The sequence below is a fragment of the Longirhabdus pacifica genome, assembly GCF_004115085.1.
Lineage (GTDB): Bacteria > Bacillota > Bacilli > Paenibacillales > DSM-105158 > Longirhabdus > Longirhabdus pacifica.
In genome coordinates this window covers 124,998-148,782 of the sequence record NZ_QXJP01000009.1, presented here as the reverse complement: position 1 = coordinate 148,782, position 23,785 = coordinate 124,998, and the positions used below count along the sequence as shown (strand labels likewise).

Genomic DNA, 23,785 nt, shown 5'->3' with positions numbered 1-23,785 from the left:
GTCTCTTAACCGTAGGGACTACGGGGATAGCCTAATAAACAATTGGCGGTTACGCTGATGTTCTTAGGAATCCCCCACTTCAAGCAACCCGAAAGGGTGATAAGTGGTGGGTCGTTCAAATATGTAGATCCTTTTGATTTTGTTGTAATTTTCTTCAGATTAACAACTTTATAAAATATGAGTGTTTTTGTCAATATTTTATCCATAAATTCATCATGGAAAAATACAACAAAAAACGCCTTCATATTAAAAGGCGTTCACAAGAAAGGTGCTTCTCTCCCGCTGATAGGTTATAGCATTGGGAAGCGAAGCACCTCTTTTATATTATTGATGATTGTGCTCAGATTCAATATGATACCTAAATTTTTCAACACTATCAAATATTCTTTCAGAGGACTCATGTTGAATAGCTCCACCATTATCGTAGTCCGTTTTGTCAATGAGCCAATATTCTTTGATTCGTCCACTGTCGTTGTGCAATACAACAATCTTATTTATAACGCCCTCATTCCACGTTATAAATAATTGCAACTCCATATCCCCATGGATAAGACCTTCAACATCAACGATATCAACGACTTGACTCTCCCCCTCTGCTACTTCCATATCTGCATCTTGAAAGGTATAGTCCTCACTCACAATATAATCGTAGCGCCAAGTAATAGCGCCGTCTTTTTCACTGATCCCTATTGCACTTGGCTCAGATAAAAGCGTCCTCACCTCTTTTTCCGACATATCAAGCGATACTCCCATACCTAATACATCTTCAAAAAATGATAGTGACTGCTCATTTTTATCTGTAGGCGTTGTATACTCTCCTATTCTTTCTTCCTGATGGGTACATGCAGTTAAAATGATAGACAAAATAGTCACAACATAAAATGATCTTTTCAATTTTATATCCTCTTTTTATACTTTTATATTTATAACTTTTGAAACGATATTGATGTATAATTTAGGTAGTATTATACCAATAAGAAGAAATAAGTCAAATGACACATCTGTGCTGTATAGCTAATGAAAGTAATTTGGTACTAAGTCATTTCTACAAATTCTGTTCATTTCACGATGAGCTATTCTCCATCATTATTTCATACTGTAACTTCTCAGCATTCCATTTTACTGTAGCGCCTAACGTTTCAGCTACTGCCCGAATAGGGACATACGTTACATTATCAATCAGATAACCATGGTCTACTTCTTTACCATTCACTGTGCCACCGATCGTTGCCTGTATTTTGGGTTCTTTATTGCATTCCAATATGATAGCATGACTAACTGCTCGTGGTTCTTCTCTACTCATGTCACACATATGTGTTGCATACTTCATCCCTAACTTTTGTTGTAATTGTGGACTATTACTATATAACGTACTAGAACCACCTCCGTCTAAATTGATGGCGTCTGTACAATGAAGATGTTGAAATAATATCACTAACTCTTGCAGCGTCATTCCCTTGTCGTATTTCCCCCTACCATCTACCAATACCACTATGGCAGTACCATCTGCCCTTAAACCTACAGCAGTCCGTGGGCTAGAACAGCATAATATGTCTTGCTGCGTATTCTCTTTTTTTATAGCCTGTTTAAACACACTCTTGTTATTTTTGAGCAGCATTGGTGTTCCTTGAACGGCAAACTTTACTCCTGTTGTGTGATCACATCTCCCTATTTTAAAGTCACCGTCGTAATAAAAATGGTGACGGTTTTCTGTCTTGTTCGGAATGTCGTTTGCTATTATTTTTTCATTCGCTACGGTTTTCCCAAGAATTTGACCGTTGTACACAAAACTACCGTTAAAAGACAGCACCTCACTTTGTTCGTCTTTTACAATTTGCGGCAAAGTTTCATTTTTACTATACTTATATGTTGCGTTTTGGATATTAGACAGTTCCAATATTCTTACATCCGTGTAGCCATTGTATCTGGAGTACGGATGAGTGTAAACTAGCGGTGCAACCTCCACATTACCATTACGTATACGTATTCGTTTATGTTCCATAGATATAACCCCCTTTTTATGCGAGTGTGTGGGAGCGTCAAGGTTATACCTCTGTGTTCGTTTTATTTTTAAAAATGATATAGAGAACATCTATGAACCAACGTTTTAAAGCACAATATTTAACAGTGAAAATCATCCTATGCATCTATATAATAAAATAGATGGTTTTGAAAAATTTTCTTTTATAAAAAATTAAAGTTAAATAGGAGACTGTGTACTTGAAAAAAAATATAATGATACTATGTATTGCTTTGCTCATTTTATCTGTTTCTGTCTATGAAAGTTTTAAAATCACTCGCGAATATATTATTGATGGTACCTTAAGAAGTCGATATGACATACAAGAGATTCTTAGCGCTACAATCATAGGAAAAAAAGTGAATCCTAAAGATAAAATTTTCTCTAAATATGAAATCGATGACGGCTTAGATGATGTAATTGAGTTAGTCTACAACGGGATAAACATAAAGATAAAAGAAGTGCCTAATACAGAGCGTACTCCTTTCCTACCATTCATGTCGAACCCTAGTCATGATGAAGTCCTTGATCTTCACATTTTTACGAACGAAAAAGAAATATCATCCCCAGATACCATGATAGTCAAAGCTGGTGAAAGTTTTGAAAGTAGATATTTTTCATGGATCGATGTAATCTCCGTATACGACAATAAGCAACATACAGAGCAGATCGTTATTATTCAAAGACTTCCTCACGTAAGTGGCAGTTGGAAAGCCATAACGTTAAATGATAATGGACAGTTGGAAAAAGAGGTTCAATTCACTTATGAGGAGAGGCACCATTATAGCAAAGAGCTGTACTTGGTTAATTCAACATCTACTAGATTAATGGATATGGGGTATTATACCAATGTAACAAGGGGCTACGATTATCCTCATATCATTTACCCCATTATATACCCTGTGTTTAGTGGTACTGTTGGACTGCTCTTGATGCTAAGTTCCATAGTGAACATCAGAACAAGCCGCAAAAAGATGAAGTAAAGGTTTTAAATTATTTTTTGGTCAAAATATTTTCTTTGGCATAGTAACACCAAAACCCTTGACACGTCGCACTTCACAATCGTGCCAAGGGTTTTGTATTGCAAAGAAAAGTATGAATACCTTATGTGTCTTGTTTTATTTTATTTATCTTACTATTAACTTAATAATTAAATCTTTATCACTAAAAAAATTGAATCTTCTGCTTATGTTCTGTATAATATGATAAGTTACGAGAAATTAAATAATTTATTTAAACTTTCATGTAACCATATTTTTATAGTAGAGGTGTAGAGATGAAAAAATTAAAGTCATTAGTATTAAGTCTAACGGTAGCATGTTCGATTTTTGCAGGAGTGCAGATTGTTTCTGCTGATGAAGCAATTAACTTACAGTTGGATGGGGAAAACATTGAGCTTGTAAATCCCGCTTTTGTGAAAAATGGTGCTGCCCTAGTACCATTACGTGACATCATGAATGCGCTTGGAACGGATGATATGAAATGGGATGATGCAACGCAAACGGTAACCTTGCTTTTAGGCGAAACAAAGGTTTCATTGCAGATTGACAATAAAACCGCATATGTAGATGATATTGAAATTGCATTAGATGTTGCTCCTCAATTAAAAGATGGGTATACTTATGTACCGCTTCGCTTTTTTAGTGAAACATTCGGTGCTAAAGTAACGTATGATGCAGAGACTAATACAGCTAATATTATAACGATAACGCCGTTAGTAGAAGCTGTACAAGATAAAGATTTTTACTTAGTGAAGAAATTAATAGAAGAAGAAGTAGATTTGAATGAGCATCTGGCGAATGAAAACCCTCCATTAATAGAAGCAATTTCAACGAATAATATAGAAATAGTTGAACTTTTATTAGATGCAAAAGCGGATGTTAATGTAAAAGCTTTATCCGGACAATCCACACTGGATTTCGCCATATATAGTGGAAATAAAGACATGGCAAATCTTCTTTTCAATAGTAATGTGACGATTGATTCAGCTGATGAACTATTTTATACAGGGGTTAAGGCGATAATTAATGAAGATATACAAGCTGTCAAACAGCTAATAGATAACGGATATAAAGTTAATTACGCAGCTACAAATGGAGATACATTGTTAACTGTCGCTCCTATCTGGAATTTGGAATCAGTACAATTTCTAATGGAATCTGGCGCGGATAAAAATCAAGTGGATAAAAGCGGAAATACTGCTTTAATTCTTGCAGCTAGATGGGACAAAACAGATACTGTGAAATTTTTAATAGAGGCTGGCGCTGATGTTAACATACAAAATATGTATGGAGACACAGCACTTATAGATGCGGCTTACGAGGGGAATGCAGATAGTGTGAAGCTTTTATTAGAAGCTAATGCTGATGTTAACATACAAAATGAGTATGGAGACACAGCACTTTCGGATGCAGCTTACTGGAGTGAAAGAGATATCGTAAAACTTTTATTGGAGGCTGACGCTGATGTTAACATACAAAATAAGTATGGAGACACAGCGCTTATAACTGCGGCATACTGGGGACATACAGATATTGTGAAGGTTTTATTAGAAGCTGACGCTGCTATAAATGTAAAAGATAATCAATCAGCAACAGCACTTATCCATGCAGTAAAAAATGGACACATTGACATTGTTAAACTTTTACTAGATGCAGATGCTGATGTAAACGTGCAGGATGAGTATAGTGAAACAGCCCTTATGAATGCAGCTTATTGGGGGGATGCTGATATCGCAAAGCTTTTATTAGAGGCTAATGCTGATGTAGATATAGCAGATAACGATAAATCTACAGCGCTTATGTTTGCAGTAGATAATGGACATACCGGCATTGTTGAACTTTTACTAAATGCAGATGCTGATGTAAACGTGCAGGATCAGTATGGTGACACAGCCCTTATGGATGCAGTTTATTGGGGGTATGCTGATATGGTAAAGCTTTTATTAGAGGCCAATGCTGATGTAGATATAGTAGATGACGATAAAAATACAGCGCTTATAACTGCGGCATTATTGGGTTATCCAGATATTGTAAAAATCTTGTTGGAAGCAGAAGCAGACACTTCGTTAAAAACAACAGAAGGTTTTACTGCTTTAGACATTGCTAAATTATTTGAATATGATGTGATTGTGAACATGTTAGAAGAAAACAAATAAAGAAAAGGAGCGTTATGCTCCTCCCCATTACTTACTATAAAAAAATCCTGGCATGTTAGATGCCAGGATTTTTATTATCTTAATACAAGGACAAGTATTGATCTCTTTCCCATTGATGTACTTGCGTACGATACATATCCCATTCAATTTCTTTTAACTCTACGAAGTGTGCCAGTGCATGTTCTCCTAACGTTTCGCAAATGACATCATCTTTTTGCAATTCGATTAGAGATTCCTTCAAATTAGCTGGTAAGCTAGTAATGCCTTCTTCTACAAGCTCTTCATCTGTCATAATATAAATATTTCGATCTGTCGGAGCTGGAAGTTCTAACTTTTGTTCGATACCATCTAATCCTGCTCTCAACATACATGCAAGAGCTAAGTAAGGGTTCGCTGATGGATCTGGGTTTCTTACCTCGATACGAGTACTCAATCCACGAGATGCTGGAATACGTATCATTGGACTACGATTACTTGCGGACCAAGCAACATAACAAGGAGCTTCAAAGCCAGGAACTAATCTTTTATATGAATTCACGATAGGATTTGTCACTGCTGCAACAGCGCGAGCATGCTTCAATATACCTGCCATGTAATAACGTGCTGTTTCGCTCAAACCGTTTACGTCTTTTTCATCATAGAACGTGTTTGTTTTATCGGAGAACAAAGATTGGTGACAATGCATACCAGATCCATTCATTCCAAACAATGGTTTAGGCATAAAACTTGCATGTAAGTTATGCTTACGCGCAATCGTCTTTACAACGAGCTTGAACGTTTGAATTAAATCTGATGCTTCTAGTGCATTCGCATATTTAAAATCAATTTCGTGTTGACCTGGAGCTACCTCATGGTGAGATGCTTCAATTTCAAATCCCATTTGTTCCAACGTAAGTACAATTTCACGGCGGCAATTTTCACCTAAATCTACTGGTGCAAAGTCAAAATAACCACCTTGGTCATTCAACTCCATCGTAGGATTACCTTTTTCGTCTGTTTTAAATAAGAAGAACTCTGGCTCTGCCCCTACATTCATTGCAGTGAATCCCATATCTTCTGCTATTTTTAAGTTTCTTTTTAAAATTCCACGTGGATCTCCAGCAAATGGAGTACCATCAGGCATATAAATATCGCAAATGAGACGAGCAACTTTTGCACTTTCATCCCATGGATAAATCAACCATGTGTCTAAGTCAGGGTATAAGTACATATCTGATTCTTCAATTCTTACATAACCTTCTATAGAAGAACCGTCAAACATCATTTTATTATCCAATGCCTTTTCAAGCTGTTGCAATGGAATCTCTACATTTTTAATCGTTCCTAATAAATCAGTAAACTGCAAACGTATGTACCTAACATTCATTTCCTCAGCCATGCGCATAATATCTTCTTTTGTGTAACCTTTTTTAGCGTATGTCATATAACAATCTCCACTCCTTCATTTTTTCCTTAATGTATATAATTAATGAGATGAAGAGAATGATAATGTACTGTCTCACATGATAGTAACAAAAGCACAAATACAAGTAGTGAGCATGGTAACTGTAACATTTCTCCATCTAATAATTCCAGTAATAGATAATGATATATTTGCTAATGTGAATTACTTAAAAAAACGAGATAATTCACCTTGTATCAGTGAAACTTGACCAGGTCTATTTTTGTCAAACAACTGACGTTTCAGCATGGTATGAAGCTGCGTATCAGATAACTCCTTACGCTTAGATTCAGATTGCTCATTAATGACCGTTGTTTCTTCGTCATCTTGCTTTACTGGATCTACCATTTGTTTGATCCCAGCTATATTTACGCCTTTTTCAATCAGTGATTTTATTTCTAACAATCTCTCTACATCATTGAACGAAAACAAACGTTGATTACCGTTGGTTCTAGCTGGTACCACTAGATCATGTTGCTCATAGTAACGAATTTGTCTAGCAGTTAAATCTGTAAGTTTCATAACAATTCCAATAGGGAACAATGCCATGTTCCGGCGTATATCGCCACTCATCGCACATCAACCTTCCAGTATTATGTGATATCTATAAGTATACTTTTACGACAGAAAGTTGTCAATCCATGTAATGTTTTATTACAGCAAATGTTTGAAAATTGTATGACGATTTATATTTCACCCAATTGCTCCATCGCTTTTATCACGGCAAGCCTGACATGAGAATACGTAAGGCCCCCTTGCATATAAGCAATATAAGGTTCACGGATCGGTGCATCGGCTGACAATTCCAAACTGCCTCCTTGGATAAAAGTTCCCGCTGCCATAATAACAGGATGCTCATAACCTGGCATGTCCCAAGGCTCTGGTGTGACATGTGCATCGACAGCGGATGCTTTTTGCACGGACTGCACAAAGGCAATACATTGTTCCGCAGATTGAAAGCGAATAGCTTGTATAATATCTGATCTTGCTTCGTTCCATTTCGGCTGTGTTTCAAACCCTAATTGTTCAAACATTGCGGCTGCAAAGACCGACCCTTTCAGTGCCTGTCCTACAAAATGTGGGGCTAAAAATAAACCTTGATACATCGGGCGAAGACTATGCAGGGTAGCACCAACTTCTCCCCCAATTCCAGGAGCTGTCAACCGGTACGATGCCTGCTCTACATACGTCTTCTTACCACAAATATATCCTCCCGTTTCGGCTAATCCACCACCGGGGTTCTTGATTAAGGAGCCTGCCATCAAATCTACACCTACTGCCGTCGGCTCCTTGTCTTCTGTAAACTCTCCATAGCAGTTATCTACAAATACGATGACATTCGGATACTGCTCTTTGATTCTACTGACGATGTCCTTGATCTGCTCCACTGTAAAAGAGTTTCTCCAAGCATAGCCTCTGGATCGCTGCAAGCCGATGACTTTCACATTATCTGTCCATTTGTGCTGCAACATATCCCAATCGATGTTCCCATCAGATTGTAAATCGATGTGCTCATATGCAATGCCAAAGTCTCGCAGCGAGCCTTTGCCGTCTTGCTCCTCCCCAATGACCTTATGCAACGTATCGTATGGCTTGCCAGAAATGTAAAGCATTTTATCACCAGGTCGCAGAACACCAAATAAAGCCGTACTAATAGCGTGCGTTCCAGATACGAATTGGGAGCGAACTAAAGCAGCTTCCGCATCAAAAATATCACTGAACAATGCATCTAATATCTCTCTTCCTCTATCGTTATATCCGTAACCTGTTGAACCACTAAAATGAAAATCACTCACTTGATGTTGTTGAAAAGCTTCAATGACTTTCCACTGCAATTGATCAATTCTTTCGTCTATGTTTTGTATTTGATTGGCAATGCGTTTATCCACTGCTGTAATATGTTGTTTCATTGATTTATATACTTTCTCCCTCTTTATGTTTTCCCATATCGTTATTGCATCATTTCAAGACGAACGGTTTTATTTTTTTTATCTGTTTTTGTACTTGGTTTAAATTTCATGACGCAGAGTAGCATGTAGTAACATGACTTTAGCTTTCTTTAGCTATGTATTGGTTTAACCATGATTCATGTTTTTTCACGTGTAGATGATTTAATCTTACTTCAAACACCATCCTATCGCCCTCTTCTTTCTTTGACAATACTTCTCCTATTTCATACATTTTAGCCATGGCGTGTCCATCATGCACAGGAATGCTGTAACATTGAGGCTCGAGCAACAATATATCTTGAAGATGCATCTTAACTCTTTCGATATCTGCTTCGCTCATCGCACTGATGGCCAGTGTATCGGGTGATGGTTGAGATACGATATGTTCATCCTCTATGGCATCTATTTTATTCCATAATGTCAGACGCTGCGTATCTCCTGCACCTAACTCAGATAAGACACTTTCTACCGTCTCCATCTGATTTTCGTATTGTGGGCTTGAACGATCTACCACATGTAAAATAAGATCGGCTTCACACACTTCTTCCAATGTCGAACGAAAAGCTTTTACCAATTCATGTGGCAAATCTTGAATAAAACCAACTGTATCGCTCAAAATCACGTGTTGTCCGTTAGGTAATATACACTTTTTCGCTTTTGGATCTAGAGTAGCAAATAATTGATCCGCAGCGTAACTATCGTCATCCGTCATTCTATTTAATAACGTAGATTTGCCTGCATTGGTGTAGCCAACAAGCGCGACTTGAAACACGTTCATTTGCTTTCGATGTCTTCGTTGCAACTCACGATGTCGCACCGTAGTTTCAAGCTGTTTTTCCAAATCTCTGATACGTCTTTTAATATGCCGTTGATCGGTCTCCAATTGCGTCTCCCCCGGTCCACGAGTACCAATTCCCGCGCCCTGACGAGAGAGATGAATGCCATGACCAGATAATCTTGGCAGCAAATAGTGAAGTTGGGCAAGCTCTACTTGCAACTTACCTTCTTTGGAGCTTGCACGCTGCGCAAAAATATCTAAAATAAGCTGGGTACGATCAATAATTTTAATGTTAAGCACTTTTTCCACATTGCGAACTTGGGCCGTAGATAATGACTGATTAAAAATGACCACATCAATGTCCTCTGTTTCGATCATTTGTTTCATTTCATGTAGCTTGCCTTTTCCAACAAACGTCGCAGCATCTATTCTATCACGGCTTTGCTCCATGATTGAAACTGTTTCTACCCCTGCTGTCTTTGCTAAATTTTGTAATTCTATCAGCGTACCTTCGTTCGCAAATTGTGCATCCCGTTTCAATGTGACAGAAACGAGCAGCCCTCTTTCTTCTTGTTCCCCTATTTCTTCTGACATAGTTACTTCACAACTCCTTTATATGTCCTACGATGTGGCCTTAGCCATTCAACACCGCACTGCCTCCAATGATAAAAACCAGCAAGTCATTCATTTTTTAGATCTTGTGCTTCTATCGTCATTAATGCAGATTGATCTAACGTCGTATGGGATGATTTAATTAATCTGACGGCTTGCCGTCTAATCGCTTTCTCTATCAAGTTTCTAATATATCGACCATTGCTGAAGTGATGGGATTGCTTTGCATAGGATAATGTACTTTGAAATTTAGCCATGGCCTGCGGAGATAATACATACTGCCTTTCCTCCAGCATAAGATGAGTGATGCTGAGCAATTCATCCAAAGCATAGTCAGGAAATTGAATTTGGATGGGAAACCTAGAGTCTAAACCTGGATTCAACGTTAAAAAATCATCCATCTCCTGTGTATACCCAGCTAATATTAAAATAAATTCATCTTTCTCATCTTCCATATGCTTGACTAAGGCATCGATGGCTTCTTTTCCGAAATCTTTTTCCCCACCGCGACCTAAGCTATAAGCTTCATCTATAAATAGAATACCACCCATTGCTTTTTTTACAAGTTCCCTTGTTTTTATAGCTGTATGTCCGATGTATTCACCAACCAAATCTGCCCTCTCCACTTCTACTAAATGCCCCTTCGATAACACTCCCATAGCGGCAAATAACTTCGCAACAACTCTAGCCACCGTTGTTTTTCCTGTACCTGGATTGCCCTTAAACAACATATGAAACACATGGGTATCCGTTTTTAAACCCTCTTCACTTCTTATTTTTCTTATTTTTAATAACGCATATATTTCAAACATCATTTCTTTTACTTTATCCAAACCAATCATGTGATTTAATTCTTTAAATAATGCAGTTACTTCATCATCATAAAGTGATGGGACGGGCTCTTTTTGTGGCAACTCTTTCTTGATGGACGTTTCTTGCTGCACATTCAAAATGATGTTAATTTGCCTAGCTTTATTACGGGCATGTGCACGTTCTGCAACACGTTCACTCAATCCCTTCACCTCCGTTAACAATCGCTACTTCAAAACGACTTAATTCATCCTATGTGTTGGAATTGATAATTATTATGCTCTCCTAAAGCTTTGCAAAGCAAAGCTTTAGGAGAGCATAAGGCTAAAAAGCTAAGCTTTGCTTAGCTGGAGCCCAAAAACGTTGCAAAGCAAAGCTTTAGGAGAGCATAAGGCTAAAAAGCTAAGCTTTGCTTAGCTGGAGCCCAAAAACGTTGCAAAGCAAAGCTTTAGGAGAGCATAAGGCTAAAAAGCTAAGCTTTGCTTAGCTGGAGCCCAAAAGCGTTGCAATGCAAAGCTACTTGAGAAGCATAAGGCTAAAAAAACTAAGCAAGATGCAAAAGTTAGGCGCAGGCCTATACCAATAAAGTTTACACAACATACGTTATATAAATCTATAGCCTATGACACTGAAAGGGTGTTTACAGTGGAATGTAACAGAAAAGACAACATCGATATATGTTCAACAGCACTTGGTCAGAATACATGTGCAAATGGAGTTGCATCCTTGGCAGAAGGTGCAAACACGACGACAAATGGATTTGGTGCACATAGTGAAGGATGCAATACAAACGCAAACGGAAGTTGCTCGCACGCAGAAGGCGCAAACACTACAGCTAACGGAGCCAACGCTCATGCAGAAGGAGGTAGCACCGTAGCAACAGGGACTAATTCACATGCGGAAGGGTCGTTAACAAAGTCTAAAGGGTTAGCTTCCCATGCCGAAGGAACAAACACCATAGCAAGCGGAGGCAGTTCACATGCGGAAGGAGCAAGTTCAATAGCAAACGGCAGCAACGCCCATAGTGAAGGTTTTGCATCACATGTGGACGTTAACGCATTTGCTGGACATGCGGAAGGATTTTTAACTTATGCTAGTGGTTCAGTGTCACACGCAGAAGGAAATCAAACTACGGCAAGCGGGATGAATGCTCATTCGGAAGGAATGAATACTACTACCAGCGGAATAAATGCTCACGCGGAAGGAGCAAATACCATTGCATCTGGCAACCACGCCCATGCAGAAGGCTGTAACACCATAGCAAGCGGAGCATGTTCATACGCTGGGGGAACAGGGACTACGGCATCTGGTTTGGCATCCCACAGTGAAGGGATTCAAACAAATGCTTCCGGCAGTTATGCCCACGCAGAAGGAAACAGTACAATTGCAAATGCTAATAATGCTCACGCGGAAGGGATTTGTACTGAAGCAAGTGCTTTAGCCAGTCATGCCGAGGGCGGCGGTTCAGAAGCGAGTGCTGCGTTCGCTCATGCGGAGGGTGCTGACACGACAGCTTGTGCAGAAGCAGCACATGCCGAAGGGAATATGACATGTGCTATGAGTAATGAAGCACATGCAGAAGGCAGTTTAACTGTAGCAATGAATGCTCAATCCCATGCCCAAGGAAACAGTACATTTGCTTTAGGAAATGATTCACACGCAGAAGGTAACTTAACTACAGCATGTGAATCACAATCTCACGCCGAAGGAGCTGGTACAACGGCATCTGGCGAAGCTAGCCATGCGGAAGGATGTAATACGATGGCAGGTACTCGTGCATCCCATGCGGAAGGGATCAACACCTCAACTTTGAGTGAATTTGCGCACGCAGAAGGTAACTTAAGTGTTTCCAATGGAAATGCGGCGCATGCCGAAGGAGAGTGTACCTGCGCACTAGGAAATCAATCTCATGTAGAAGGTATTGCTACCGTGACGAACAGTATGGCTGCGCACGCGGAAGGCAATTGCACAACGGCTTTTGGGGTTAATTCCCATGCAGAAGGTAATGATACAGTGGCAAATGAGGCAAATACGCATGCCGAAGGCAACGCAAGTTTAGCCTGTTCTTTTGCCGCGCATGCGGAAGGAGATACCACCGTAGCACTAGGCGAGGCGTCCCATGTGGAAGGACGAGACAATATTGCATGTGGAGATCAGGCCCATGCGGAAGGATGTAATAGTAATGCCATAGGCAATTGTAGTTATGCAGGAGGTACAGGTACCACAGCGAATGGTTTAGCTTCGCACGCGGAAGGTGACCGTACAATCGCTGGAGCTACAGCTTCACACGCGGAAGGTATCAACACCTCTATCGGTGCTACGCTCACCAGTGCCCACATTATGGGTCACAGTGGTGAAGCAAAGCTAGAAAATTCATGGCACTTAGCAGCAGGAGCGTTTGGTGTGACCGGGAACGGCATTGCTGCCTTTATAAGTGGTACGACGAATGGTGCAGGTCTCGGTGATGCCTGCTTTATGGGTACCGTCAGCATGAATGCAAGCTGCAACACATGTGATTTTGCCGAAATGTTCGAGAGTATGGATGGGACTTCCATTGATGTCGGTTATTTCGTGACGCTTGAAGGAAACAAGATCCGCATTGCCACGAATAATGATGACTATATCTTAGGCATTACGAGCGCCACACCAGGCGTACTTGGTGGAAATAGCGGACTCTACTGGCAAGGACAATATCTTACCGATGAATGGGGACGTCGCATCTACGAAAATATCTTGATTCCAGATCAGCGCGATGAACATGGCAACGTCTTACACACACAAACGGTAAAAAAACAACTAGCAGTCAATCCGCAGTATGACCCCAAACGCCCCTATGAAGTAAGGTCTGAGCGAGACGAATGGTCTGCTGTAGGATTAGTGGGGCAAGTCAGAGTACGAGACGACGGAAGCTGTGAAGTGAATAGCTACTGTATGCCAAATGCAGAAGGTATAGCGACAAGAGCACAGTATGGCTACAGAGTGCTAGAACGAACAGGAGAAAAACAAGTGCTGGTCCTACTCAACGGGGATCAATATGTGCAGCAACATACATTAAGCCAACAACATATGCAATTAGTTGACGCCCATGAATTATTAATTCAGAAAGAAAAGAAATCAGAACAAAGTATGCATCAATTACATGAAAGTTTAGCACAGCTAAGTCATGATAATACATCGTTACTTCAGAGGGTAGAGAAGTCAGAACAAGCATTCCACTTACTATACGAAATCGTAGCAAAATTATATAAGATGAAGAAATAAAATAAATCATTATACCAATCTTTAATTATCCTAATAATGGAGGAGGAAGTTACATTGAGTTGCAATAGAAAAGATGATATCCATATATGTTCTACCGCACTCGGTCAAAATACATGTGCAAGTGGTGAAGCATCGTTAGCAGAAGGAGCCAATACGACGGCAAATGGCTTTGGTTCGCATAGTGAAGGATGTAACACCAAAGCGAATGGAAGCTGCTCCCATGCAGAAGGAGCGAATACAACGGCAACTGGTGCAAACGCTCATGCCGAAGGCGGTAGCAATACGGCTATCGGTAGCAACTCCCATGTAGAAGGCTCTTTAACGATGTCCCAAGGACTGGCATCTCACGCAGAAGGCACAAGCACGAAAGCGATAGGCAATAGTGCCCATGCCGAAGGTGCAAACACAACAGCAAGTGGCAGTAACAGTCATAGTGAAGGATTTGGTACAACCGTGGGAGCCATTGCTTTTGCTGGGCATGCGGAAGGATTTCGCACCTCAGCAAGTGGTTCTGTTTCCCATGCAGAAGGGCTTGGTACAACGGCGAGTGGCCCTCAATCTCATTCGGAAGGAATTAGAACAGTAGCAGGCGGAACAGGAGCTCATGCAGAAGGATGCAATACGTTAGCTACTGGTGATTGCGCTTATGCTGGAGGCACAGCTACAGCTGCTAGTGGGAACAATTCACATACAGAAGGAGAACTGACTATAGCGAGCGGCAGTGATAGTCACGCAGAAGGACAATGTACTGTAGCGATGGGAACTCGAGCTCATGCAGAAGGAGAAAACACTATAGCAATGGGGAATGAATCGCACGCGGAAGGTGATAGAAGTTTTGCTGGTGCTACCGGTTCCCATGCAGAAGGTCGTTTCACTACAGCAAGTGAATCTTCCTGCCATGCAGAAGGCGCAGGAACAACAGCTAGCGGCTTTGCCTCCCATGCAGAAGGATTTAACACAATAGCGAGCGCAACAGGAGCTCATGCAGAAGGATGCAATACGATGGCTACTGGTGATTGCGCTTATGCTGGAGGCACTGGAACCGTAGCAAGTGGAAACAACGCTCATGCCGAAGGAAGAAGTACAACAGCAAGTAGTAACGAAAGTCATGCGGAAGGGCTGTTTACCGTTGCTAACAGTATTTATGCGCATGCGGAGGGATTTCTTTCTGCAGCTAGCGCTATATCTTCTCACGCGGAAGGTAATGATACCACAGCGATTGGTCTTGATGCGCATGCGGAAGGTCTATCTACAATAGCTGTTGGTAACCATAGTCATGCCGAAGGCAGAGGTTCGCAAACGTTTGGAATAGACGCTCATGCAGAGGGCTTTTCTACTATAGCAAGTGCTCCTGCCTCCCATGCGGAAGGAATCAGTACGACAGTAGGTTCCACTTTCGCTAGCGCCCACATTATGGGGAACAGTGGCGATGCAAAGTTAGAAAATTCATGGCACTTAGCCGCTGGTGCGTTTGGTATCACAGGCAATGGGCTCGCTGCCTTTATTAGCGGTACGACAAATGGTGCAGGTCTCGGTGATGCTTGTTTTATGGGCACGGTAAGTATGAATGCGAGCTGCAACACATGTGACTTTGCCGAAATGTTCGAAAGTATCGATGGTACTCCGATTGATGTCGGCTATTTTGTGACGCTAGCAGGAAACAAAATTCGTATAGCAACAAGCAGCGATGACTACATCCTAGGCATCACAAGCGCTACACCAGGCGTACTTGGTGGGAATAGTGGACTGTATTGGCAAGGTCAGTATCTTACCGATGAATGGGGACGTCGCATTTACGAAGATGTGCTTATACCTAATCAACACGATAAACATGGCAATGTCCTAAAAACACAAACGGTCAAAAAACAGCTCGCAGTAAACCCTGATTATGATCCTAAACGCCCTTACGAAGGAAGAGCGGAGCGAGACGAGTGGTCTGCTGTTGGCTTAGTCGGCCAGGTGCGAGTGAGAGACGATGGAAGCTGTGAAGTGAACGGCTACTGTATGCCAAATGCAGAAGGTATAGGGTCAAAATCAGAGTATGGCTATCGGGTTATACAACGAACAGGACAGAAGCAAGTGCTTGTGTTACTTAATGGAGATCAATATGTGCAGCACAGTAAACTGAAACACCAATATGATTGCATGGAGAAGAGATTTCAACAGACAGAAGCATTACGGAATGTGAATAAGATATTACTAGAAAGGATAGAGAAATCAGAGGAAACCATAAATCAACTACATGAACGATTAGAAAAATTAGAAAAAAGATAAATATTGATTTTAAACATTAATATCATAGGCAAATGCACAGGCAGCCCCCTCCATTCTTTCATACCCTGTATCAGCCTAAATATAAAGGAGAGGAAAATACATTGAGTTGTAACAGAAAAGACGACATCAATATATGTTCGACAGCACTTGGACAAAATACATGCGCAAGTGGAGAAGCATCACTAGCAGAAGGTGCCAATACGACGGCAACTAGCTTTGGTTCACATAGTGAAGGATGCAACACCGTAGCGAACGGAACCTGCTCCCATGCCGAAGGTGCAAACACCACGGCTAATGGTGCAAATGCTCATGCGGAAGGCGGTAGCAATACGGCTATCGGCAGCAACTCCCATGTGGAAGGCTCTTTAACCGTCTCCCAAGGACTGGCATCCCACGCGGAAGGCACAAGCACGAAAGCAATCGGCAATAGTGCCCATGCCGAAGGTGCAAACACAACAGCTAGTGGCAGTAACAGCCATAGTGAGGGATTTGGTACCACTGTGGAAGTCAATGCTTTTGGGGGCCATGCAGAAGGGTTTTTAACAACAGCTAGTGGCTCTGTTTCTCATGCAGAAGGAAGTCAGACTATTGCTAGTGGAACTCAAAGCCATGCAGAAGGAAGTATGACAACAGCTAGTGATTTAGCTTCCCATGCGGAAGGAGCAGGTACGATATCCAGTGGAACTTCATCTCATGCAGAAGGGAGCTTTACTGAAGCCAGTGGAGATAATGCTCACGCGGAGGGATTCTCTTCAACAGCCAGCGGTTCTGGTTCTCACGCCGAAGGGTTCTCTTCAACAGCCAGTGCTTTTTACTCCCATGCCGAAGGCGTTGGTTCCATATCAAGTGGACGAGGGAGCCATGCAGAAGGGTCAAATACAACAGCCAGTGCAATAGGTGCACACGCAGAAGGGATGAACACCTTAGCAAGCAGAGCAGCGAGCCATGCGGAAGGAAGTATGACCATAGCAAGTGGTAACCAAAGCCACGCAGAAGGGCTTGCTACAACGGCAAGTGGCCCTCAATCTCATGCAGAAGGAAGTGGCACAATAGCAAGTGGAGTTGCCGCACATGCACAAGGATTCAGCACCGTAGCCAGTGGGGACTATTCCTATGCTGGAGGAACTGGAACAACGGCTAGTGCACCCGAAAGTCATGCCGAAGGAAGTGAAACGACAGCCAGCGGGCCTCGAAGTCATGCCGAAGGAAGGAATACAACGGCCAGCGGATTTCAAAGTCATGCCGAAGGGGATAGTACACTAGCAAGTGGAAGTTCATCCCATGCGGAAGGGGGAAATACGACAGCTATGATTTCCCAGAGTCATGCGGAAGGTAACTTCACCATTGCAAGTGGACTTCAGTCCCATGCGGAAGGACAGGGTACAGATGCAGTAGGGCAGTCCACTCATGCGGAAGGTGCTTGCACTATAGCCATGGCAAGTTCTAGTCATGCTGAAGGAAATAATACAACAGCAACTGGCATTTCTTCTCACTCAGAAGGCAGTAATACCACAGCCAGTGGAAATCAAAGCCATGCTGAAGGATTATCGACCGCAGCAACTGGAGATACAAGCCATGCCGAAGGATTTGGAACCATTGCTGGAGCAACTGCCTCCCACGCGGAAGGCATCGGCACCTCCATCGGTGCTACCCTCACTAGCGCCCACATCATGGGTAACAGTGGCGCAGCAAAGCTAGAAAATTCTTGGCATTTAGCCGCAGGAGCATTTGGCGTAACTGGCAACGGCATCGCTGCCTTTATTAGCGGTACGACGAATGGTGCAGGTCTCGGGGATGCGTGCTTTATGGGTACGGTGAGTATGAATGCGAGCTGCAACACGTGTGACTTTGCGGAAATGTTCGAGAGTATCGACGGCACACCAATTGATGTCGGTTACTTCGTGACGTTAGAAGGGAACAAAATTCGCATTGCCAACAGCAGCGATGAGTACATTCTAGGCATCACAAGCGCTACACCAGGCGTGCTTGGTGGGAATAGCGGACTATACTGGCAAGGGCAGTACCTTACCGATGAATGGGGACGCCGCATCTACGAAGATGTGCTTATATCAGATCAACAAGATGAACATGGCAACGTGGTACAAACTCAAACGGTAAAAAAACAACTAGCAGTCAATCCACGGTATGACCCGAAACGCCCTTATAAAGGAAGAGCGGAGCGAGCCGAGTGGTCTGCTGTTGGCTTAGTCGGCCAGGTGCGAGTGAGAGATGACGGTAGCTGTGAAGTGAATGGCTATTGTATGCCAAATCAAGAAGGTATCGCTACGAAAGTCGACTATGGCTACAGAGTCATAGAACGAACAGGACAGAAGCAAGTGCTCGTATTGCTTAATGGCGATCAATATGTGCAGCAACATACATTAAGACAACAACATATGCAATTCAAAAAAGAATCAGTACTAACCATTGAGCAACTACATGAACAATTAATACAAGTACGAAATGCAAATACATGTTTGGTGAAAAGGCTAGAAAAGTCAGAGCAAGCCATCCATATGTTAAATAAAGTAGTAGAGAGATTAGATAGAAAGTAAAATAAATGGCCCACCTTCATTTGACTCACATATATATCAAATTTAAAAATAATACATTGTTATGTTTGACATACTCCCCCTATAGGCGTCCGCACAGGCAATCCCCTCCTTTCTTTCATACCCTATATCACTATATTAGCCTAAATATGAAGGAGGAAATTTACATTGACTTGTAACAGAAAAGACGACATCAATATATGCTCTACCGCACTCGGTCAAAATACATGTGCAAGTGGTGAAGCATCATTAGCGGAAGGAGCCAGCACCACAGCGAATGGCTTTGGTTCACATAGTGAAGGGTGCAACACCGAAGCGAATGGAAGTTGCTCCCATGTCGAAGGGGCGAATACGATAGCAACTGGCGCAAACTCTCATGCGGAAGGAGGAAGCAGCACTTCCATCGGTAGCAACTCTCATGCGGAAGGAACACTAACCGTATCGCAAGGATTAGCTTCCCATGCCGAAGGCACAAGTACAAGAGCCAATGGTAGTAGTTCGCATGCCGAAGGCACGAACACCACAGCGAGCGGAAGTAACAGTCATAGCGAGGGATTTGGCACTAATGTTGGAGTTACTGCTTTCGCTGGGCATGCCGAAGGATTTCTTACTACAGCGAGTGGCTCTGTTTCGCATGCTGAGGGAAACAATACAACGGCTAGCGGAGCAAATGCGCATGCGGAAGGAACTACAACTATAGCAAGTGGTAATGCTGCTCATGCAGAAGGAGAGGATACGATAGCTAGAGGTATATATAGTCATGCCGAAGGAAGTAATACGTTAGCCAGTGGAGAAAGTAGCCATGCAGAAGGACTCAACACAACAGCTAGCGATTTAGCTGCCCATGCGGAAGGATTGATTACAACAGCAATGGGTCCCTTTTCTCATGCAGAAGGATCTGGTACAACAACAACAATTAACGCTTTAAACGCTCATGCGGAAGGATTCAACACAACAGCCAGTGGTAATGGTGCTCATGCGGAAGGAGGCAATACAATGGCAATCGCCATCGACTCCCATGCCGAAGGTTTCATGACAATAGCAGGACAAGAAAGGGCTCATGCAGAAGGGAGAGAAACAGTAGCAAGTGGTCTTCATTCCCATGCGGAAGGATTCCTTACAACGGCTAGTGAGAACCAGGCTCATGCCGAGGGAAACTCTACAATGGCTTCTGCACCTAATGCGCATGCCGAAGGATTAAATACATCAGCAAATGGTAATAACAGTCATGCAGAAGGTAGTAATACAACAGCTAGTTTACCTAATGCGCATGCGGAAGGCTTCGATACAACGGCTGGTGGACCTGCTTCTCATGCAGAAGGGGCTGGAACAATAGCAGGAGCCATCGCATCACACGCCCAAGGCATAGACACCTCCATCGGGGCTACCCTCACTAGTGCCCACATTATGGGAAACAGCGGCGCAGCAAAGCTAGAAAATTCTTGGCATTTAGCCGCAGGAGCATTTGGCGTAACTGGTAACGGCATCGCTGCCTTTATTAGCGGTACGACGAATGGCGCTGGTGTCGGCGATGCGTGCTTTATGGGTACGGTGAGTATGAATGCGAGCTGCAACACGTGTGACTTTGCGGAAATGTTCGAGAGTATCGACGGCACACCAATTGATGTCGGTTACTTCGTGACGTTAGAAGGGAACAAAATTCGCATTGCCAACAGCAGCGATGAGTACATTCTAGGCATCACAAGCGCTACACCAGGCGTGCTTGGTGGGAATAGCGGACTATACTGGCAAGGGCAGTACCTTACCGATGAGTGGGGGCGTCGCATCTACGAAGATGTGCTTATACCAGATCAGCGCGATGAACATGGCAACATTATAGAGGCACAAACGGTCAAAAAACAGCTCGCAGTAAACCCCCAATATGACCCGAAACGCACCTATGAAGAAAGGGCTGAGCGAGCCGAGTGGTCTGCTGTAGGTTTAGTGGGGCAAGTGAGAGTGCGAGATGATGGAAGCTGCGAGGTAAATGGCTACTGCATGCCAAATGAAAAAGGTATAGGTACAAAATGTGATTATGGCTATAGAGTCATAGAACGAACTGGGGAAAAACAAGTGCTTGTCCTGCTCAACGGTGATCAATACGTTCAGCAACGTCGTATCCTACATCATTTGGAAGAAAAAGATATACAAATAGAGCATCTACAACAGTCAGAACACCGTTTACAAATGAAAGTCGATGCAATGGAACAACAAATCAAGCAATTATTTTCACATTTAAAAAACTAAATGATGGTCACGCAAACACTAAATCCAAGCTAATAAAAAAGAACCAACATTATTATGCACTGCTCCCTGTAAAATTCCTTTTCCTTTACAAGAAACAGTACAATCATAAAATGGTTCTTTTGTCTTTGATCAACATGCTGTTAAACATCGATTCGAACGAAGCGAAATGATCCGTCTTCGTTTTGTTTTTCTGCTTTTAACACAAACGAAAACCGATTGAGATCCATGCAATATTCAAAATCTTGCTTTGGAGCAGAGTCATCATCTTTCACGTCTAAAAAACTAGCTGTTTTTCGATTATGCTTCAGCTCATGCTTGATGGAAGCAAAATCATTGGATTTCCCTAACAATGCATGCTTTATATATTGTGAGCAAGCGTCATCTTCGGCTGCAGATTCCTGTCCTCTCCACCCCATGGCGACGATAGACACGACGGCAGGGCGTTGCTTCTGTATATAGCGAACGATGGCATCTGCATTGACGAAACTACCCGTAATAATCTCATCCGCATGGATGGCATTGACGATCCCTTGCGTCCCTGCACTCGTGGTGTGCACGATAGTTTTTCCTTCCAGATCTACATCTAAAATTTGTGCTGGAGAATTCCCATAATCAAAGCCAGGTTGAATGACCCCCTTCCGCTCACCAATGAGAATGTAATCTGGATGATCTTCCTTCCATTTTCTCGCTTCATCTAATTCTCCCACTGGAATAACTCCAGCAGCTCCTTTATCAAACAAATAACAAGCTAATGAAAATGCGCGGAATACGTCAATGACGACGGTAAGTCCTTTCGCTTGTCTTGCCCCTTCTGTAAATTGCAATGTGTTAATGACCACGTACCGTTCTCTCCCATCCTTTTAATTCAGCTTCATATACCATTGATCCAACTTCCACTTACTATAAGCTAACGTTTCTCTTCCTTTATGATAAGGCATCCATAACACCTCGGATTCTGTAGTAGAGATGACTGGATCTTCATACTGTAAATACTGTGATATATCTAAAGCCCTCGCTCCGTGGTAGCTGTGTGTAATAATAACAGCTGAACGAAACCCTTGTTCATCCATCATATGCTGGCTAAATAGTAAATTCTCATACGTGCTCGTAGCTTTATTTTCTAACAATATACGTTCTTCTGGTATGCCTTGTGCCACTAAATACCCCTTCATCCCCTCTGCTTCGGTCAGCGTCGCTTCATCATAATCATAGCCACCACTCACAATGATCGTGGAAAACTTCCCCTGTTCATACCAAGCTAACGCATGATTTAAGCGTTCTTTCAATGCTAGACTTGGTTCGTTATCACGTAATGCCGCCCCTAAAACGATGGCTACATCATAGGTGACTTGCAACTTCTCAGTTCCTTCTGCTTTATGAATGAGCCACTGTACATATCCTGTCCACATGACTCCAGCAACAAACACACCTAACAAGCTAAATAGCAACATTTTTCTTTTCTTCAACTCTTCTCCCTCTCTTTTACATTCCCATTTATTTTATGTCATTACTGCTAAGAAAGTGATGCACGTCAGAGAATACTTGATCTGATTCACAATCTAAACAAATCAGATGTTTCGATTTAGGATATGTCTTCAAATACACATCGTTATGTATTCTTTTTTTAATCCTGTACGCGCTGTATGGATGAACGACTTCATCACTCATGCCTTGTACGACCAATGTAGGGACTTTAATATGATGCAGCTCTGAGGATAAGTCTCTCACACACTTCATAAATTCTATCACAGCAGTCACGGGGGTATTTTGAATTTTATCTAACTGCTGCATTTGCTTCCACTCATTACGCTTCCACTTTTCCCAGGTGGTACGGATAAATCTTCGTGGTGAAACATAGATCAACGCCGCATTAAGCAACACCAATTTTCTAACTGGATAGCGGTTTGCAATATACGATGCAATCATACCTCCCATGGAAAAACCTACAAGATCAAAACTACCGTAACGCGAAGCTAACTTAGCCGCTTCCATTTCTGCTCGCCAAATCCATTGCTCATACGTGACATCCTGCAATGTATGTTCGTTTCCATGCCCTGGCAATAGAGGAAGAGAGCAACCCCAATCTCGTTCACGCAAATAATTAGCTAACGGTTCAAGCTCATGCGTTCCGCCGGTAAAACCATGAATAAGTAAAGATTGTTTGTTGTTCGTCAACGGTACCCCCACCTATCTTTATGTACAAAAAAAGGAATCTCGATATACTGCATCATCGAGTTCCTCTTTATTTCTAGTTTGCCACGTTTACCATGATTACATTACGATATAAAGGTTTCTTCATCTTATGCACAGTGGTAACAGGTTGGTTAAACAAATTCATTCCACTTATATAGGTTGAAGATATAATAAACAAAATTTATTCTTCCGTATTATCTTGCATTAAAGAAACAGAACGTTGCGGTGTGAAAGTAGAAATAGCATGCTTGTATATCATCTGCTGTTTCCCTTCGCTATCGATAATGATCGTGAAATTATCAAACGCTCTGATCAATCCTCTAATTTGAAAACCGTTCGTTAAATACACGGTTACAGGAATGTTCTCCTTCCGAATTTGGTTAAGAAAAGTGTCTTGAATGTTGATCGACTTATTCATGTTTGTAACTCCCCCTTAAATTAAAATCCTATGTATTTTTGATGTTACAATGATGAGTTCAACTATATATAAC

17 protein-coding genes are annotated in these 23,785 nt (G+C 42.0%); 6 read left to right on the top strand and 11 right to left on the bottom strand.

Annotated features, from left to right (window positions below):
* Window positions 1-324: 324 nt before the first annotated feature.
* Together D1Z92_RS09250 and D1Z92_RS09245 are read right to left on the bottom strand one after the other, a co-directional pair.
* On the bottom strand, window positions 325-894 hold the full coding sequence (locus tag D1Z92_RS09250; RefSeq protein ID WP_128895375.1) for a hypothetical protein: 570 nt from the start codon (window positions 892-894) through the stop codon (window positions 325-327).
* A gap of 169 nt (window positions 895-1,063) precedes the next feature.
* A complete protein-coding gene (locus tag D1Z92_RS09245) occupies window positions 1,064-2,002 on the bottom strand; it encodes a phosphodiester glycosidase family protein (protein ID WP_164931532.1) in 939 nt (312 codons plus the stop codon).
* Between the two features lie 218 nt (window positions 2,003-2,220).
* Here D1Z92_RS09245 and D1Z92_RS09240 point away from each other — a divergent pair, with 218 nt between their 5' ends.
* Together D1Z92_RS09240 and D1Z92_RS09235 are read left to right on the top strand one after the other, a co-directional pair.
* Window positions 2,221-3,003: a hypothetical protein gene (locus D1Z92_RS09240; protein ID WP_128895373.1), complete on the top strand. Its 783-nt coding sequence runs from the start codon at window positions 2,221-2,223 to the stop codon at window positions 3,001-3,003.
* Window positions 3,004-3,296: 293 nt separating this feature from the next.
* On the top strand, window positions 3,297-5,177 hold the full coding sequence (locus D1Z92_RS09235; protein ID WP_128895372.1) for an ankyrin repeat domain-containing protein: 1,881 nt from the start codon (window positions 3,297-3,299) through the stop codon (window positions 5,175-5,177).
* Window positions 5,178-5,256: 79 nt separating this feature from the next.
* Here the strand turns inward: D1Z92_RS09235 and glnA are convergent, their stop codons facing one another.
* From glnA to D1Z92_RS09210, 5 genes are all read right to left on the bottom strand, one after another.
* Window positions 5,257-6,600: a type I glutamate--ammonia ligase gene (gene glnA / locus D1Z92_RS09230; RefSeq protein WP_128895371.1), complete on the bottom strand. Its 1,344-nt coding sequence runs from the start codon at window positions 6,598-6,600 to the stop codon at window positions 5,257-5,259.
* A gap of 183 nt (window positions 6,601-6,783) precedes the next feature.
* Window positions 6,784-7,191 (bottom strand): MerR family transcriptional regulator, encoded by a 408-nt coding sequence (locus D1Z92_RS09225; RefSeq protein WP_128895370.1) that lies wholly within the window; start codon window positions 7,189-7,191, stop codon window positions 6,784-6,786.
* A gap of 113 nt (window positions 7,192-7,304) precedes the next feature.
* Complete coding sequence (locus tag D1Z92_RS09220; RefSeq protein WP_128895369.1) at window positions 7,305-8,528, bottom strand: methionine gamma-lyase family protein; 1,224 nt, start codon at window positions 8,526-8,528, stop codon at window positions 7,305-7,307.
* A gap of 139 nt (window positions 8,529-8,667) precedes the next feature.
* The gene (hflX, locus tag D1Z92_RS09215; RefSeq protein ID WP_128895368.1) at window positions 8,668-9,939 is read right to left on the bottom strand and encodes a GTPase HflX; all 1,272 of its coding nucleotides are present in this window, start codon (window positions 9,937-9,939) and stop codon (window positions 8,668-8,670) included.
* 86 nt (window positions 9,940-10,025) lie between these two features.
* Window positions 10,026-10,970 carry an AAA family ATPase gene (locus tag D1Z92_RS09210; RefSeq protein WP_128895367.1) on the bottom strand — a complete coding sequence of 315 codons (945 nt, stop codon included), beginning with the start codon at window positions 10,968-10,970 and terminating at the stop codon, window positions 10,026-10,028.
* Between the two features lie 442 nt (window positions 10,971-11,412).
* On the opposite strand from D1Z92_RS09210, the gene D1Z92_RS09205 reads away from it, so the two are divergent.
* The 4 genes from D1Z92_RS09205 to D1Z92_RS09190 all read left to right on the top strand — a co-directional run bounded on the left by D1Z92_RS09205 (window position 11,413) and on the right by D1Z92_RS09190 (window position 21,101).
* Complete coding sequence (locus tag D1Z92_RS09205; protein ID WP_240666643.1) at window positions 11,413-14,028, top strand: peptidase G2 autoproteolytic cleavage domain-containing protein; 2,616 nt, start codon at window positions 11,413-11,415, stop codon at window positions 14,026-14,028.
* A 54-nt stretch (window positions 14,029-14,082) separates the two neighbouring features.
* On the top strand, window positions 14,083-16,302 hold the full coding sequence (locus D1Z92_RS09200; protein WP_240666642.1) for a peptidase G2 autoproteolytic cleavage domain-containing protein: 2,220 nt from the start codon (window positions 14,083-14,085) through the stop codon (window positions 16,300-16,302).
* A 101-nt stretch (window positions 16,303-16,403) separates the two neighbouring features.
* Window positions 16,404-18,857 carry a peptidase G2 autoproteolytic cleavage domain-containing protein gene (locus tag D1Z92_RS09195; RefSeq protein WP_240666641.1) on the top strand — a complete coding sequence of 818 codons (2,454 nt, stop codon included), beginning with the start codon at window positions 16,404-16,406 and terminating at the stop codon, window positions 18,855-18,857.
* 165 nt (window positions 18,858-19,022) lie between these two features.
* Entirely contained in the window at window positions 19,023-21,101 is a 2,079-nt protein-coding gene (locus D1Z92_RS09190) for a peptidase G2 autoproteolytic cleavage domain-containing protein (protein WP_128895364.1), read from the top strand.
* A gap of 140 nt (window positions 21,102-21,241) precedes the next feature.
* Here D1Z92_RS09190 and D1Z92_RS09185 read toward each other — a convergent pair whose 3' ends face one another.
* The 4 genes from D1Z92_RS09185 to hfq all read right to left on the bottom strand — a co-directional run bounded on the left by D1Z92_RS09185 (window position 21,242) and on the right by hfq (window position 23,712).
* Window positions 21,242-21,940: a 2-phosphosulfolactate phosphatase gene (locus tag D1Z92_RS09185; protein ID WP_128895363.1), complete on the bottom strand. Its 699-nt coding sequence runs from the start codon at window positions 21,938-21,940 to the stop codon at window positions 21,242-21,244.
* A 21-nt stretch (window positions 21,941-21,961) separates the two neighbouring features.
* Window positions 21,962-22,567, bottom strand: a complete 606-nt coding sequence (locus D1Z92_RS09180) for a YdcF family protein (RefSeq protein WP_240666640.1) — start codon at window positions 22,565-22,567, stop codon at window positions 21,962-21,964.
* A 28-nt stretch (window positions 22,568-22,595) separates the two neighbouring features.
* A complete protein-coding gene (locus D1Z92_RS09175; RefSeq protein ID WP_164931531.1) occupies window positions 22,596-23,276 on the bottom strand; it encodes an alpha/beta hydrolase in 681 nt (226 codons plus the stop codon).
* 199 nt (window positions 23,277-23,475) lie between these two features.
* Window positions 23,476-23,712, bottom strand: coding sequence for an RNA chaperone Hfq (gene hfq / locus D1Z92_RS09170; RefSeq protein ID WP_128895361.1), 237 nt, complete (start codon window positions 23,710-23,712; stop codon window positions 23,476-23,478).
* Window positions 23,713-23,785 lie beyond the last annotated feature (73 nt).

Bases quoted from the DNA above. Each gene is read 5' to 3' on its own strand.
- D1Z92_RS09245 (WP_164931532.1), bottom strand. From the start codon at position 2,002: ATGGAACATAAACGAATACGTATACGTAATGGTAATGTGGAGGTTGCA.
- D1Z92_RS09235 (WP_128895372.1), top strand. From the start codon at position 3,297: ATGAAAAAATTAAAGTCATTAGTATTAAGTCTAACGGTAGCATGTTCG.
- glnA (WP_128895371.1), bottom strand. From the start codon at position 6,600: ATGACATACGCTAAAAAAGGTTACACAAAAGAAGATATTATGCGCATG.
- D1Z92_RS09225 (WP_128895370.1), bottom strand. From the start codon at position 7,191: ATGAGTGGCGATATACGCCGGAACATGGCATTGTTCCCTATTGGAATT.
- D1Z92_RS09220 (WP_128895369.1), bottom strand. From the start codon at position 8,528: ATGAAACAACATATTACAGCAGTGGATAAACGCATTGCCAATCAAATA.
- hflX (WP_128895368.1), bottom strand. From the start codon at position 9,939: ATGTCAGAAGAAATAGGGGAACAAGAAGAAAGAGGGCTGCTCGTTTCT.
- hfq (WP_128895361.1), bottom strand. From the start codon at position 23,712: ATGAATAAGTCGATCAACATTCAAGACACTTTTCTTAACCAAATTCGG.